Genomic DNA, 15,372 nt, shown 5'->3' on the forward strand with positions numbered 1-15,372 from the left:
ATGGAAGCCTCCTGTCGATGTTCCATTCCCATCACTCCGTCTCCTCGTCGCTTTCCGGTTTCGGCTTTCGTTTGGGCCACCATTGCTTGGCCTTGTCTTTGGTCCTGTTCCAGGATTCCTTCGTCTTATTCCAGGATTCTTTCGTTTCGTTCCAGTGCTGCGTCACTTCGGCTTTGGTGGTTTGGTACATCTGATGCGGCGTCGGCGCTTCAAAAAAGCTGAGGATGTGCTGCAAAATCTTTTTGCGGAACAGGAAGGCGCAGAAAAACAAAAGGCCGACAAAGATTTGCTGGATGACCAGCAGCCCCGAGCCCCTTGCCACAATGTCGGAAATCAGCAACGTGAGTCCCAAATAAAAGCCGTAAACCACCTTTGTCCCCAGCGTCCCGATGAGCCACGTAACCCACTTGCGGGTGAATGCAAAACCCCTTTCGGGAAAAACACCGAGCAGAAACACGATTGGCGCAAGGATGATGATGGCCAGCGCCATCTCCTGCGCCAGAACCAAAATGAGCGAAATCGTCCCGACAAAGAGCAGCAACGTCAAGGTGGCAAGCAAAGCAAGCAAGGCGATCAGAAAACGGGTTCCGGCGGAACCTCCCCAAAAATGACCGACCAGATCGTCGTGATTGCCGTGGTCGATGTTGGGAGAACCCAGCACTTTGCGAAGGATATCCCGCTGCGGCATGCTGGGCGCGTATTGCCGGAGCAGGTGCGACCACTCCTCCCCGGGCCGAACGTTCAGTTCCACTTCCTCGTCCCGCGCCAACTTTTGAATTTCTTCGGCCTCCTCTTCGGTCACACGGACGTCATCGGCATTTTCCCGGTTCAATTCGCCGATGGTCCAAGGGCGATCCACAAACAGTTTCCAGATCCGGTTGGACGTATTGATCAATTGCTGATCGGCCGCGGACAACAAGCCTCCCTCATGAACCTGATCGCCGGTGACGGCCTGATACGGCGCGGCGAGCGATCCCATCGTAATCTGGGTAAGCTGGTCCATTGTTTTTGACACCCATCCGATGCTTTGACCCGCATTGGCCATGAACCAGAGCCCGCCGGCCAGGACCAACACGGCGCCGATCGTTCCCGACGTAAGCCTTGTCGTCTGGTTTTTCCAGTACCCGACCGCGATCATCCATGCCGCCAGTAGCAAAAGAATGAACGGAAGAAAACGAAAAAACAAACTCGTTTTCAAACCGTCCATAATCGGCAGGATGATGGATAACTGCGCATTCACCAGGTCCGTATGAAAACCGAGTTGCATCAGAAATATTCCGAAGCGGACCATCAGCGTATTGAGATAGAACAGGAAATTGGACAGACCGTTGAGCAAGATCGGGAACGGGTTATGCATGACCGGCTTCCAGCCTTTCCATTCGATGAAGTCATAACCCAGATCCCACGCATAGTTGTCGGGAGGATACGCTTTGTAATCCAGCGTTTTCTCGCCGGGGACGATCCCCATCTCCTGTTCGTTCGGGATGATGCGATCCATGGGATCCCCCTGCCCGGCATATGCAATCGCCGTATCTTCCGCAAACAGAAGGCAGAAACAGAGAAACAATAGAGCCGCCCGTTTGCTCATGGCATTCCCTCCCGTGCCCCGGAACTCGGCGTGGTATGAAAGATGCGAAGCAAATCATCCGGGGTCGGTTCGATCCGGACTCTTCCGATCCGGCCCGAAATATCTTTCATGAAGCAGTCCCCGGATTTCAGCTCCCGAAACGCATGGATCATCTCCTCGTCCTGCGGGTCCAGACCAAGCAGCGTCAAATTGTCCGCGATCGCCCGCGGGTCCTCCGTCCGGAAACAGAAAATGCAGCCGAGATTGTTGCGTGTCTCTTCTTCGGCCACATCGGAAGGATTTTGCGTGACGATGAGCGGAACGACATCAAAGGAGCGGCCCATGCGAATAATTTCATCGATCAGGAGCGCGCCTTCCGGAAAAGCTTTCAGCATCCAGCTTTCATCGATGCCGAACACTTTGAGCACATCATGGGGGCTGTAAAACATAAACTCCCGCCCCAGAGCGGCCACCAGATACATAATCCCCAATCCGAACCGCTCGTTCGGGGTCATCCCCCCTTGCAGCCGGTCGTTTCCCCGCCTTTTCGGCAACGGAAGACCGGCCAGGGTAATGACCACAAAACGCGCATGGGTCAACCGGGTCTGCTCCTCGCCGTCGCGGGCAAACACAAATTTGCCGTAAGGGCTTTTGGAGTACGACTGCAACCGGTTGACACACCTTCTCGCTTCCACCCGCATCGCTTCCACCGGCGCTTCGTCCGCCAGGTGTTGCATTTCCCTGATGAGTTGAAACAAATCCCGTTTTTCACCGGCAAACGTTCGCTCCACCGCTTCCATAATGACATCCGCCCGCTCGTCGTTTTTCGTCCCTTCAAGGAGCAAACTCAAAAAGTCCAGGACAATCCCGTGGTTCCGCTCCTCACTCTGCGACATCCGAAACGGGTTGAACCGGGTGTTGGAGTCCGCGGCGAAATTGAGCAGCACCATCTGCCGGCGGATTTCGGGAATAAACATAAAACAGGCGTCTTCCCCTTTGGGATCGATCGCAAACACGATGCCTCCCTGGTTAAACGCCTGATAATACAACGTCTTTTTCAATACCGATTTTCCGGATCCGAGGGTGCCGACGACGACCATCGCCCCGGAACGGTTCAACGCTTTCATGGGCCGCTGGAGATCGAGCAACACCGGAATGTTGTGCACCGTGCGGCCGATATACTCCCCGTCCGGGTCGCCGATTTCGCGGCTGCCATGCAGAACGGCCGCGGCCAAATATTTCGGGTCCATCGGGATTCGGCGTTGTTCGTCCATCCGCGAGCCGGGCAGAAAAAGCTGAAACGCTTTTGCCTGATCGGCCGGCGAACGAACGATGCGCACGTGGCGCGCCGCGTACAATTGCAACAGTTGGGACACCCGCTCTTCCAGTTCCTTGCGGTTTGCCCCGGATACGTTCAGCCAGGCGGACATCCAGACGAGCGGCATCCCTTTCTGGAGCTTGTTTTCCAATACCCGCCCCCGTTTTCCCGCCCATTCCAGCGTAAGCGGCGCTTCTTCGGAAGCCTCCCGGTACTCCCTGCGTTGATCCCGCAGCACTTTGCGGCTTCTCTGCAAACCGCCGGCCGCCTCGTGCGGTGTCTCGACCTTGAAGTGTAGACTCACTTCCGCCGGAAACGGAAGATCTTCCAGCATGTAGAGCCACTCATTTCCGACGGTCGGGATATCCTCCGGCACATCGACGACGGCGAAAAACGCCTGATAGCTTTTCACCCCGTCTTCCCGGTCATCGTGATGGACAATCCACGTTTTCATTTTTTCCTCGCCAACCAGATCCCCGGAAAGCTGCAGAGGCATCGATTTTTTCGGGCGCAGGCTCACTTTTTCGCCTTTGACGATCACTTCGTGAACCGAATCGGCCCGCAGCGCAAGTTCCGGTTCCCGTGTCAGCCCCCGGTAAAACCCGCGGCGGATCAGCCATTCGATGTCTTTCGGTTGGCAGCGCTCGCCTTGCAAATGGCTGAACACATGGGCATATTGCAGCGCCTCCGCGGCCCTCGCCTGGATGACCCGTTCCATCTCCAGTTCGCCGCGCGGCCGGTACCAGAACTGTTCCTGCACGCTCCGGACCAAATAGCCGAGGACACGCTTTATCGTTTCCATCGTATGGCGAAGCCCGGAAAAATCGATTTCGGGCATGTCGCGGAATCCCGAGGAAAGCCGAAGCAGCAAATAGAGGGAACGCTGCCAGGGCCGGCGTTCGGCGAACCGTTGCATGACGGCCTGAACATACCGCTCGTATTCGGGGCCCGTTCCCTTTCTTCCGGCCCTCCACTGTTCCGCATCCATCATGCGGGTCACGGACAACAGCTGACCTTCCCCATGAAAGCCGTGCAGAAAATGCTGAAAGCTGGCCACCGTTCCCCGCTTTTTTTCCAATGACTGATAAGCATAAGGTTTTAACGGGATCTGGTACACCGCCCAAGGCTGCAGCAGGTGATCGAACAGAAGGTTTTGTTCCCAGTAGAGGATCGGAAATTTCACAACGTCTCACCTCCCCTTGGACGACAGGACGATGAATCGGGCAAAAGGTTTGAATTCCGGGACGGTTTTGGAAGTCGCCGGATGTGCCAATGGCCGGAATCCGTCACATGCACTTCCACCGCATCTTTCGTCGTCCAATGTTGGTTCCGGGATTTCTCCCATGAAGCCGGCGCCCGGGACCGGAAGTGGAGCCGCCCCGTTTCCACGGGGATGACGGCCAATCGCCCACGCTTCCCTTTCCATTTCACTCGCACGCCGCCGGGCAATTTTGCATACACCATCCGTTTCACGCGTCCCTGAAAAGGGGTTCGCCCGCCAATCCATTCCTCCAGCCCGTCCGCGCATGACTGAAGCGTATACGGCCTGCACCATCCTTCCAAACGGAGACGCCCCTTTCTTTCGGAAAACCGGACTTCCCGCCACCCGATCAGCCATTTCGGACGCAGCAAAAATTTCAGCACATCGAGCAAAAATCCCGGCACGCTTTTCCCAGCCGGGTCGAGTTTGACACTGTAATACGCGGCGGCAATGGGTCCCGCCAGCATTACAACGAGGGGATCCAACGGGATCAGCCAGGCCAGAACGGGTATCACGTAGCAAAACACGAAAAAGATGAACACATAGACGAACCAGAGGATAATCCCATCCTGCCGGATCGGGACCCAGAGCCGGATATCCCCGATGTGATAAATGAGCGGGCGAACCCGGTACAACGCCCGGTACGATTCCGCCTTTTCTTCCTCCATCCCGCATCACCCCGGCAACGTGTCGGTCAATCCGTCGATTTCAATATTCAGTTTCCTGAGCACGTACAGTGCCAAATATTTCGCGATGCCGGGGAAGAATACGAAGACCCCGAGGATGACCGACAGGACAATATGGCTCCATAACCGGTTGTTCTCCCCGTTGGCATACATTTTGACACCGCGGTAAATGGCGATGGTCAAAAAAATCGCCTGGAGGATGCGTTTGATCACGAGAAGACCGGTATCGATAAAATCTCCGTTCACTTCCCCCACCCCCAAACCAACTTCTTATCCGATCGACTGAACAAAAAACTTTTGATTGTCCTCCTTTACCCGAAGTTTCCACACTTGCGGAAACACGGTACCGGTAGCCGCATCCCGCACCGTGAACATCGCCCTTACGGTGTAAGGACCGCTGCCGTACACTTGCATGTCGTCCAGGGAAACCCACTGAACGCGGCCCTGCAAGGGGATCAAAGTGCGGTCGCTGTCCACATAATTCGCCAAATTCCCCGGCACGGCTTCCGCGCACATCGCCTTTAAAAATCCCTCGATCGAAGGACGCATTCTGAGTTTCACTTCACTCGCCGCGTGAGGCTCGGCTTGTCCTTCATCGGGCAGTTCCGGCGGCTCTTGCACGGGAAGAAGGACAGGGAGATCCATAACGGCTGCTCCCTGTTCCGGCCGCACTCCCACCGGCACTTCCACGTACCAGATGCTGCGGGCCGGATTCAAAACAACCGCCCGAAGTCGGACCGTATACCTGCCGTTCCCTTGCCGTTGTAAAGAGACGAACTCCACCGCCAGGACCGTTTGTTTGGTTTCTTTCCCCGCCGGCTGAAGGAAACTGAAACGGGCAACATCCGACCGGTTGACGTAAGGTTTCAATCTTCCGCCGCGTTCCTCGGATGTTTCCTCTCCGCTCCAGGTCATCCACTCGCGGATAAAATTCGCCGCCGTGCTGATGGCCATCTGTTGCTCCAGCATCATTTGTTCGGCTTGTTGGGATTCCTCCGCCTCCGGCCGGATCCACAGGGAAATGGAGCCGAGCGCGGATACCGTGAGCATGATCCAGAGCAGGATTCTGGGTACCAGTCGCAGGCCCATCCGGCTTCACCTCTTTTTCTTCCACTTTTCCGCCGGCGATCGTTCCCGCTGCTGCTTGCCCAAAAGGGGTAGCGCGTGGGACACGGGGGAGAGGAGATCCATTTCCCACAAGGTCTGCCGCTTGCCTCCCGCCCCCAGCCAGAGCGCTTGTAGCGGCCCGTGTGCGATCCAATCCGGCTCGCTGATCGCCCAGACTTTCGGCACACGCTGTCCAAACAACACACCATGTAACAGCGGATCCCAGACGTCTTCCAGAATGTGCCGGGTTCGCCCCGGAATTTTCGTCAGCACCAGCACGTGCACCGACTCCACACGTTCCCAAATACCCGCCAGTACCCGCGCATAGTTGAGCAATTTGTCTTGCAACCGGCTCAAATTTTCCGATCCGGTATCGTACTCCAGGTGAAACACCAATCTCCCCTGGGGCCTGACGTACAGGCCGCAACCATCCGGACGAAGCGGATAATATTTGGCACCGGAACTTTTAAAGTGGGCATAACGTTCCGCCGCATCCCGGGCGGACAACCATTCCGCCATTCCTTCCTGTTCCCGGGAAAGGCTGTGGCGAATTAGCGAAATGAAAAACTCGTTGGCCCCGTATTCGTGCTCCAATTGCACCGGCGGGTCCTGCCACGATTTCTGCCGAAAATGCTGCTCTTCCCCGGACAATACCGCCGCGACTTTCGCTCCGTCCGGCAAAAGGGCATACCCGACACGGTGATTTCGCAAAAACGTGAGCGGAACCCGCCGCACCAGCCCTTGGCGCTTCAATTCCACCATCATTCCGTAAATGCTTGATTTCCGGTAATGGAGCAGCACTTCCAACTGACCGGCCGTCAGGACGGTATGTTGGTACAGCGCCAGCAGCACTTCCTTTTTTGCTGCCTCATACATGTGCGGCATCATTCCTCCCTTCTTTCGGGGGGCGGAGTGGAGATGTGATTGTCTCGTTTTCTTCAGCGGTGCGATGCCGCGTTGTTTCGCGCTTTGTTGGCACTGAACAATGAATGGGTTTTATGTCTCATGTTGTGTCTGTTTTTATGTCCGGTTCGATGTCGGGTTTATGGTGCGTACGGTCACTTTCTCCTCCCCCGGTTTCGGTCTGTCAGTTTCGCTTCGTCAAGGCGATGCAACATGAGCTCCCGGTCGACGTCCTCCACGGGGCGGCCGTCATGCCGATCGGAATAGGCCCAGGCTTTGCGGATCCATTCTTCGTGCAAAATCGGTACCATGTCGTTCTTCATCGTAAAAAGTTCCAACTTTCCGTTTTGTCCTTTGGTCCTCACGATGGCGTTCAATTCGGGCAAATTCATCAGGTCGCCCGGGGTAATCTGCGGTTTTAACCAGCGCGTCAGCCGATCGGCATCCGGACCGCCAAGCTGCAGCAAAATAAGCGTCCCCACGTTGCCCAAAATGGCTTCAAGGATGCGGTCAGACAACTGGGTTAAATATTGGGTGGCCAAAAAGAGCGAAAGACCGAACTTCCGGTCTTCCGACAAAATTTTGGCCACAATCTCCGTGGCGAATAGGTGCACCTCATCGGCAAAAAAGAAATGCGCGCGGGAGCGGTGCGGCGGCCGCCTGCGGCATGTAAAGTGATAATCGATCATAAACAGGCTGGCCAGTATCCTGAGCAGATCCGGAACACATCCTGAACCGTCAATCAGGACCATGTGTCCTTCATCCATCACCTGACGGGTATGGATGCTGCTCTGAAGTTGTCCCAGCATCCGGCGGGACGTCGGGTAGGTCGTCAGCGCTCCGAGCTTGTTGAGAATCGGTCCCAGATGCTCCCCGATATTATGGATTTGCTGAAACTCCGTCGTCCAGAAATGCAGCAAGTGCGGAGACAGGTGCGGCAGGATTTGAGCCCGGTACGAATCGTTCAAAAAGATCTGGACGATCCCAAGCACCGTTTGCGGAGGAGCGGAAAGCAGGCTGAGCACGGCATTGCGCAGGTAATGTTCCGCACGGGGACGGGAACCCGGAAACAGTTGCTGCAAGGTTGCAACAAACTCCCCCGTGAGCGATTCCGCTTCTACCTGATGGTCGTTTTGGAACAAGTTAAACCCGCGCGGCCGATCCGTCGGACCGAGCGGGATGATATGCAGACGCGGATACAAGGATTCGGGAATGTAACTGAGCAGCGTTTCAATCCCTCCGCCATGCGGATCGAGAAAGGTAAACCCCGGCGCTTTCTCCGGATTCCGCTCCAGTTCCCGCACCATTCGGACCATGATCGACAGCAGCGTGGACGTTTTTCCCGAACCGGTGGTTCCCGCCAAAAAAGTGTGCTTCAGCAATTGATTCACCGGCATCCGGATGTCCCGTTCCATGCCCGGCACATTGCTCTTGCCGATGAAAATCCCTTCGTTCAAATCGTGCGGCGGCGCGATCATCTTGGTTGTCACGGACTGAATATGAGCCGCTGACGTTGTGCCCGCATCCGGCAACCGAAGCCAGGCAGCAAGTTCGGAAGCGGTCAGCAAAACCGGCCGGGATGGCGTTCCGCCAGCGAAGCGATGCTGGATTTTTTCCGCGGCAACCGGGTGTAAAAAAATCCCGTTGAGTTCCCGCATCGATTGGAGGGCGGCATTCATCGTTTGCAGCCGGGCTTTCGAAGAAAAGGAATGAATATATGCCCGAAAGCTTGTCCAAAAACCCGGTTCCTCCTCTGATCGTTTGCCCTGCAATGCCCTTAGCAGACTCGATTGATGTTCGGTGAGCTGGCGTTGTTTCGGCCTCGTCTTCGAATCTGTGCTCATTTCCCGCCAGATGGCTTTCAACGAAACCGGTTCATTGGCCGGCGATTGCAGCCATTTTTCCGCTTTCACGATTCGCTTGCGCAGGTCGCTTCCGGCGGCTGGAGCAAAGGTCATGTCCAGCCACACTTCTTCCCCGTCCCGGAGTTCTCCCGCTCCCATCGCCATCATCATGGCGTTTAGCGGGTCCTTAAAGGCAAAGGGCACGACAGAAAGCAGGCCGCGGTTCACTGTCCGCCCTTCCGCTCCCAGTGCGGATTCCTGGACTTCCGGAAGAAAAAGGGCATCTTCAGACGCAGGCAACAAATAGATGCCTGAAAAATGGGTCTGAAATGCCGCCGTAAAGCCCATCACCCGAATATCCGGAACGGCATAAAACAGGCGAATCCGGCCAGCCGGCCCTTTGCACTGAACCAGAAAACGGAAATAAAGCTGACCGTAACGCCAGCGAAGGGAAAGGGGTAATCCCAGGTGAGCAATGTGCCTGACAAATGACGCAACTTCACCGGGACCGGCTGAAGACAAGTCCGCTGTCGGGCAAATCTCGAAAACTTTCATCCGGCCTACCGGCCCCTTGCCCGGCTTGCACCATTTCGGAAACAAAAAAGAGAGCATCGCCGCTCCCCCTTTCCATCGCCGATACCCTTTTCCGAAGACAGGTTGATTTCTCCCTCCTTTCCGAAAACGAAAAAGGAACGAACTCCCGACGGCGGGATTTCGTCCCTTTTTTCTTACGATACCATCTTAACAGGATTCCATTACAATTTCGACACAATTTCGTAACAATTTAGGCCCAATTTCGGCGCATGTTTGTACCAAAAAATCCCCATTTTCGTTACATGAAAATCACATTTTTGTTACATATCCCGTGTTGATGGCCGTTTCCGCTTCATCCATCGGGCCATCTCCTCGACTTGCCGCATGACAAAAAATTGATCCTCTTCTGCAATCCCTTCAAGCAATAAGTGTAAAAAATGCCAACTTGATGATCGAAAAACCACTGTCATTGGCCGTTCCAAATTCACCGTCCATAACAGTGGCTGATGTCAAATACTAACGATCAGTCCGCTTTAATTGATAATATAGGATACATCGAATTGAACAGTAGATTGAGACGGGTTTCCTACATAAATAGAATATTCTTCAGTAGTGTTAACCTGAAGCGTCGCCGAATCTTCACCTCCTGTGAGCGTTGCGTAATAAATCGTGTTTGTTGATTGGGACAGAAGCCCAACCTGAAGATCAGAAGTGGTCGGAGTCCAAGATGCATTAATCGTCACTTGCGATCCCTTGCCAATCGTTTGTCTGTCAAATGTGTATCCCTTACCCGGACTTAGATTTCCGGTACCCAATGGTTCTATACCGCTCGGTTGAACAGAGGCCGTCATTTTTGTCGTTGTAACGGCTGGATTAGGGCTGTTTAAGCCATTCTCAGGAAGAGCGCTCAAAAACCGATGATCCCCGGAGCTCTCATTTAAAGTAACGGTATCATCACTTCCCAGACCATTGATGAGGGAGCCATTTTGAATCACCTCGATTGATCCCGATTTCACAGCCGCTTCAACCTCTGCACCTTCACTTCCCAGGCCATTAACAGCAGGGGTAGGGACAGATTCGAAATAAGAATCAAGAAAAATGTGTTTACTTTCATTATTCTTAATCGATCCGCCAACTTTCTCAGAAGCTATGTTAAGTTTCCTTTCAGCAGTAATAGCTGGCTGAGTGGCATTTTCATTTCCGGCATATGCAGCGGCCGTACCTATGAATACCATGGCAAGCGTCATTGCAAAGGCAAGCATGCGAACCGATTTTTTTCTCTTTGAACCTTCACTTTTCAAGATCATATCAATTCTCCTCTCAAGATATTTACGATGGTCACTGAATGCGGAATATAATTTGGCCTGCCGATCTGCTACATTCCAAAGAACGTTAAGGATTAATCCGCAATATCTCCTCCTTTCCTGAGGATCCATTGATTTAACCACGTTTTCGTCACAGGAAAATTCACAGAACCGATCCAAGTCCCGCCGGGCCATGCATGCAAAAGGGTTAAACCAATGAATCGCATTGATCAACATCATCAGGCCTTTTACCCATGGGTCACGTCGCTTGTAATGCGTCAATTCGTGAAGAAACACATGGCGGTATTCTTCCGGTGTAAATTCCATGTCGGGCAACACAATGCGCGGCTTAAACAATCCATAGAGAAAAGGTGTTGTGATGTGGGGCGATATGTAAACCGGAATGACTTTTTTGATGCCCAGTTCCTGTCTGCATTCCGAAAGCGCATTGAATAATGGTCCATCACTGGTTAACCGGCACATTTGAACCATGCGGAGATGCAACCTGAAATGCTGTGTAAGTACGACACTGATAAAAACAATCGTCCCCGCCATGAAAATAAAAGGTGAAATTTGAAAAATAAATGACGCTATCCCCTGGTGAATGCTTTCCACGGCGGGATTAAGATGATCTGCGGGAATCGAAACAAGAGGTTGAAGCGGCCCAGTAACAGAGACTCCTTCTGTACCCCTGACCCCGCCTCTTGTCGCAAAGTCCAGATCCATCGCGGGAACCAGTTTATAGTAGGGAACAAGGAAAAACGAGTAGAGGATAAGGTAAGAATAATAATGCCATCTTGCCGTGAAATATTTTCCGGTTAGCTTGTTGAGAATTTTGAGTATTAGATACAAAGCCCCCGCCACAACCGACATAAGGAACAATTCGTCATACGCATGAGTCCACATAGTCCACCTATTCTTCCAATCTCTTCATCAGTTTTTCAATATCTTCTCTTGTCAGATCACCGCTGTCGCACAAAGTACTGATCAAGCCCAGCACGGAGCCTTTATGAACATCCTTGATAAATTGCCTGGTTTCAAAGTTCCGGTATTCCTGTTCCGTAATGCACGGCTCGTAATGGTTCGCTTTTCCGACTCTAATGGCCTTGATGATTCCTTTTTCCATTAAGCGGGCCAAAAACGTGATCACTGTGTTTTGCTTCCACGTGTTGCCCTCGGGCAAACGTTGAATGATTTCCGACGTCGTTACCGGTCGTGAAGCCTCCCAAATAATCTCCATGATTTGTTTTTCCGCGTCGGATATTTGTTGAATTTTCTTCATGCAAATCCTCCTGTTTTAATCTACATTGTGTAGGTTAATTTCATTCTACATATTGTAGGTTGAAATGTCAATCCCCATTGAACTCCAACTCTGAAAAGGTGTCCGAGCACTAAAAGCAGCCGCTGGCGAATCGGATTGCAGAACGGGACCTGATGCGGAACGTAACAGTCATCCATGCGAAGTTCAGCGCCAGGCAGATCTAATTTCCCCTGATCCAGTGCACAGACCCTGCTGAACACAATACACTGAAACACCAACATAAGTTCCATGCGCAAGCCTTGCGTCAATTTCAAAAGTTTTGTTGGACAACCATTGGCCCGAGTTCGACAGTAAATCGGCATTTTGGGGCACATGAAAAATCAAGAATCGCATAATAGCAAGGGTCTTCGGGTTTGCCAATAGAAAAAATACGAATTTTCATAGGCACACGTTTTGGTTTATGTTTTCTTGTATATAGCGATTTTTTATGTTATTATATAGGCATGTACATACGCCGCGTTTCTCGAAAAAATAAAAATGGATCCACAACCGCTTACCTCCAATTAGCACACAATGAATGGGATCCCATCGCTAAACACGCCAAAGCCAAGGTCATTTATTCGTTCGGTCGGGAAGATGAAATCGATCGCTCAGTCCTGGAACGCTTGGTGCAAAGCATCGCCCGCTATCTTACGCCGGAAGCGGCTTTGCAAGCACAGAATGCGATCGGCGAAACGGCCCAGTTCCTGTTCCAGTCCAGCAAACGTCTGGGTGGGGCCTGGTTGCTCCATCAACTGTGGCACAAGATCGGCCTGGATGTAATCCTCGAGAAACTGTTCAGCGATCGCAAGCATCAAGCGTCGATTGAACGTCTGATCTTCGCCATGGTGGCGAATCGGGCGCTGAATCCCTCGAGCAAGCTGGCCATGGAAGATTGGGTGAAGGAAGATGTGTATCTGCCAGGCATAAGCGAGGTAAGCAGTCAGCAACTGTACCGGGCGATGGATGAACTGCTGGACGTTCAGTCGGAGCTGGAGCACCAGGTGTATTGCTCTGTCTCAGATTTGCTGAATCTGGAGGTCGATCTGCTCTACTTCGACACCACCTCCTCTTACTTCGAAGTCGATCCGTTCGATGTACCGGAAGACGACACTTTGCGCAAGCAGGGATTTTCGAAGGACAAACGTCCGGATCTGGTTCAGGTCGTCATCGGATTGGCTGTCACCCGTCAAGGAATTCCGATCCGCTCGTGGGTATGGCCGGGCAATACGTCGGATATGTCCGTCGTCGATCAGGTCAAGCGCGACTTGGTCGGCTGGAAACTCGGCAGAGTGATCAGCGTCATGGATCGGGGATTCTCCTCCGAAGACAACTTGCGCACATTGCAGCGCACAGGCGGCCATTATATTGTTGGGGAGAAAATGCGATCCGGCAAAGAAACGACGGACGCAGCGATGAGCCGCAAAGGCCGATACCATCATGTTCGCGAGAATCTGCAAGTCAAGGACATCGTCGTCGGTGATGGAGAAGCACGCAAGCGCTATGTCTTGGTTCACAATCCCAGGGAAGCTGAGCGGGATCGCCTTCGCCGTGAACAGATGATCGACCACCTGCAAGTGGAACTGAATGCACTCAAGCAGTTGAGCGGCCAAGCCCATACGAAGGCAACGTGTAAGTTGCGCTCCCATCCGACCTACGGAAAGTATTTGCGCCAGCTCAAGGACGGGACGCTCAAGCTGGATAAGCAGGCGATCCGCGATGCGGAGAAGTACGACGGCAAGTATTTGATCCGAACTTCGGATGACACGCTTTCCGCGGAAGATGTGGCGCTTGGCTACAAGCAACTCGTCGATGTGGAGGATGCGTTCCGTACGCTGAAGACGACACTAGAACTTCGCCCGATGTTTCATCGTCTGGAGGAGCGCATTCGCGCGCATATTCTACTCAGTTGGCTGGCGTTGCTGCTGGTGCGCATTGTCGAGGTGGAAACCGGCGAAACTTGGAGTGCATTTCGCAAGGAACTGGATCGCATCCATCTCGGACATTTTTCTTCGAAAAACGGAGACGTGTACCAGAGCACCGAATTGACCGCCAAACAACGAAAAACCTTTGATACGCTTGGGATTGAGGCTCCTCCGAGGTTCCTCGAAATCCAACCCAAGTCATAGATACACGCCGTTTCACATGCTTATGCCCGAAAACCCAGACTGCGCAAGGGATGACGGGCATTTTATTTACCTAGCAACTGTCGAACTCGGGATCGATGGGAGAGCGATTGGATCATGAGTATCCTGGATCGCGAATATTTTCAGTTGCATGGAGCAACGGGGACATCGAATGACGAACAGTAGCGGCCGCTGTCAGGAGGCATCCTGAATGATATTTTTTGATCTGGATGACACCCTGTTGGATTTCAAAAAAGCGGAACGAAATGCCATAAAAGCGTTCTATCGTCAATTCGGCGGCAGACTGAAACGGTCTGAGGAAAAGTTTGTCGAAGATTGGATGGAAATCGGCAAAATTCACTTCAATCGATTTTTGCGCGGAGAACTTACATTTGAACAGCAGAAGATCGAGCGGATGATGGATCTTCTTTCGGGAACCGATATTGAAATAAACCGGGATCGTGCACTGGAATATTTCGGGATATACCTTCATCATTTTGAAGAAAACTGGATTTCGTTTGAGGATGTTGTCTCCTGTTTGGATTCATTGAAGGGCTATAAACTCGGGATCATCACAAATGGCGATCCAGTTCAGCAACGAAGAAAACTGGAAAAGCTCCGGATATCGGATTATTTTCAAGTTGTCGTTGCTTCCGGGGATATTGGCGTATCAAAGCCTGATCCCGAGATCTTCCTGGAGGCCTGCAAGGTTGCTCGGCGAAAGCCGGAGCAGTGTATCATGATCGGCGATAGTTTGGAAACCGATGTATTGGCTTGCGAGAAGGTTGGAATGAAAGGCGTCTGGCTGAATCGCAAGAATGATGAACGTCATGCCAGAACCATAAGAAGTCTGACGGAGATTCATCAATATTTGGGATGACGGGTAGCGGTGTGACCGCCGCACGATGTCCCACGTCCAGTTCATGACCGGGAAAGTGATCTTCGATCCGCACGGCGTTGTGGGGCAGCTCAAGCAAGAAGCAAAGGAATGGAAAGCGAAAAAAAATAACGGGATCGCTCCGTCACGGATCGAGCTGAAGAAATACGGGTTATGGGACGCGTATGACAACCTGTCGGATTGCTTTGAATCGGGCAGGAGCGATTTTGATTACGTCTATTATCAATCGCTGTACCTTGTCTTCAACGAATACTGCGCGCTGCTGAATATCGAGAGGATACGCAAAGTTGTTCATGACGGCTGTTGAGGTCGAGTCGGACCGGACTTAAGGTCTGCTGAACAAGCCAGCTTGGCAGTGTAAAATCTTCGCGGGAGTAAGAAGATGGAGGAAGCGAGCATTAGAAAAAGAGCTTCTCCCTTGGTGAAGCGAGTTTGCCGAAATACGCACCGAAAGGAGGAAGCTCCATAAGCAACTTGACCCCAACGATTCCGCAGATGAAAGAACTGGAGCGATGGTTGTTTCG

At 52.7% G+C, this 15,372-nt stretch carries 12 protein-coding genes; 3 read left to right on the plus strand and 9 right to left on the minus strand.

All coding sequences use genetic code 11. The features are described from left to right. Positions 1-31: 31 nt before the first annotated feature. The 9 genes from THEAE_RS21110 to THEAE_RS0114230 form a co-directional block, all read right to left on the minus strand. A complete protein-coding gene (locus tag THEAE_RS21110) occupies positions 32-1,588 on the minus strand; it encodes a hypothetical protein (protein ID WP_052330032.1) in 1,557 nt (518 codons plus the stop codon). Then, positions 1,585-4,068: an ATP-binding protein gene (locus THEAE_RS0114195; RefSeq protein ID WP_028987939.1), complete on the minus strand. Its 2,484-nt coding sequence runs from the start codon at positions 4,066-4,068 to the stop codon at positions 1,585-1,587. Before THEAE_RS0114195 ends, THEAE_RS21110 begins: the two co-directional genes overlap by 4 nt. Further along, entirely contained in the window at positions 4,065-4,814 is a 750-nt protein-coding gene (locus THEAE_RS21115; protein WP_052330034.1) for a TcpE family conjugal transfer membrane protein, read from the minus strand. Before THEAE_RS21115 ends, THEAE_RS0114195 begins: the two co-directional genes overlap by 4 nt. A 6-nt stretch (positions 4,815-4,820) precedes the next feature. Further along, positions 4,821-5,078, minus strand: coding sequence for a hypothetical protein (locus THEAE_RS0114205; RefSeq protein WP_039945253.1), 258 nt, complete (start codon positions 5,076-5,078; stop codon positions 4,821-4,823). 24 nt (positions 5,079-5,102) lie between these two features. Next, a complete protein-coding gene (locus THEAE_RS0114210) occupies positions 5,103-5,921 on the minus strand; it encodes a conjugal transfer protein (protein WP_028987941.1) in 819 nt (272 codons plus the stop codon). Positions 5,922-5,927: 6 nt separating this feature from the next. After that, entirely contained in the window at positions 5,928-6,827 is a 900-nt protein-coding gene (locus THEAE_RS0114215) for a replication-relaxation family protein (protein WP_342665761.1), read from the minus strand. 170 nt (positions 6,828-6,997) lie between these two features. Then, positions 6,998-9,298, minus strand: coding sequence for a type IV secretory system conjugative DNA transfer family protein (locus THEAE_RS0114220; protein ID WP_052330035.1), 2,301 nt, complete (start codon positions 9,296-9,298; stop codon positions 6,998-7,000). Between the two features lie 455 nt (positions 9,299-9,753). Beyond that, positions 9,754-11,397 carry a M56 family metallopeptidase gene (locus THEAE_RS0114225; protein WP_169729996.1) on the minus strand — a complete coding sequence of 548 codons (1,644 nt, stop codon included), beginning with the start codon at positions 11,395-11,397 and terminating at the stop codon, positions 9,754-9,756. Between the two features lie 40 nt (positions 11,398-11,437). Next, positions 11,438-11,806, minus strand: a complete 369-nt coding sequence (locus tag THEAE_RS0114230; protein WP_028987945.1) for a BlaI/MecI/CopY family transcriptional regulator — start codon at positions 11,804-11,806, stop codon at positions 11,438-11,440. A 482-nt stretch (positions 11,807-12,288) separates the two neighbouring features. Between THEAE_RS0114230 and THEAE_RS0114235 the strand changes: the two genes are divergently transcribed. From THEAE_RS0114235 to THEAE_RS0114245, 3 genes are all read left to right on the plus strand, one after another. Then, positions 12,289-13,953 (plus strand): IS1634 family transposase, encoded by a 1,665-nt coding sequence (locus tag THEAE_RS0114235; RefSeq protein ID WP_028987946.1) that lies wholly within the window; start codon positions 12,289-12,291, stop codon positions 13,951-13,953. 208 nt (positions 13,954-14,161) lie between these two features. Next, positions 14,162-14,830, plus strand: coding sequence for an HAD family hydrolase (locus THEAE_RS0114240; RefSeq protein WP_028987947.1), 669 nt, complete (start codon positions 14,162-14,164; stop codon positions 14,828-14,830). Positions 14,831-14,855: 25 nt separating this feature from the next. Continuing rightward, entirely contained in the window at positions 14,856-15,155 is a 300-nt protein-coding gene (locus THEAE_RS0114245) for a hypothetical protein (RefSeq protein WP_028987948.1), read from the plus strand. Positions 15,156-15,372: the final 217 nt, after the last annotated feature.

The sequence above is a fragment of the Thermicanus aegyptius DSM 12793 genome (genome assembly GCF_000510645.1).
GTDB classification, from domain to species: domain Bacteria; phylum Bacillota; class Bacilli; order Thermicanales; family Thermicanaceae; genus Thermicanus; species Thermicanus aegyptius.

Coding starts and splice junctions, on each gene's coding strand:
- THEAE_RS0114225 (WP_169729996.1), bottom strand. CDS start 11,397: ATGTCGGTTGTGGCGGGGGCTTTGTATCTAATACTCAAAATTCTCAAC.
- THEAE_RS0114220 (WP_052330035.1), bottom strand. CDS start 9,298: ATGCTCTCTTTTTTGTTTCCGAAATGGTGCAAGCCGGGCAAGGGGCCG.
- THEAE_RS21110 (WP_052330032.1), bottom strand. CDS start 1,588: ATGAGCAAACGGGCGGCTCTATTGTTTCTCTGTTTCTGCCTTCTGTTT.
- THEAE_RS0114215 (WP_342665761.1), bottom strand. CDS start 6,827: ATGATGCCGCACATGTATGAGGCAGCAAAAAAGGAAGTGCTGCTGGCG.
- THEAE_RS0114245 (WP_028987948.1), top strand. CDS start 14,856: ATGTCCCACGTCCAGTTCATGACCGGGAAAGTGATCTTCGATCCGCAC.
- THEAE_RS0114240 (WP_028987947.1), top strand. CDS start 14,162: ATGATATTTTTTGATCTGGATGACACCCTGTTGGATTTCAAAAAAGCG.
- THEAE_RS0114230 (WP_028987945.1), bottom strand. CDS start 11,806: ATGAAGAAAATTCAACAAATATCCGACGCGGAAAAACAAATCATGGAG.
- THEAE_RS21115 (WP_052330034.1), bottom strand. CDS start 4,814: ATGGAGGAAGAAAAGGCGGAATCGTACCGGGCGTTGTACCGGGTTCGC.
- THEAE_RS0114235 (WP_028987946.1), top strand. CDS start 12,289: ATGTACATACGCCGCGTTTCTCGAAAAAATAAAAATGGATCCACAACC.
- THEAE_RS0114210 (WP_028987941.1), bottom strand. CDS start 5,921: ATGGGCCTGCGACTGGTACCCAGAATCCTGCTCTGGATCATGCTCACG.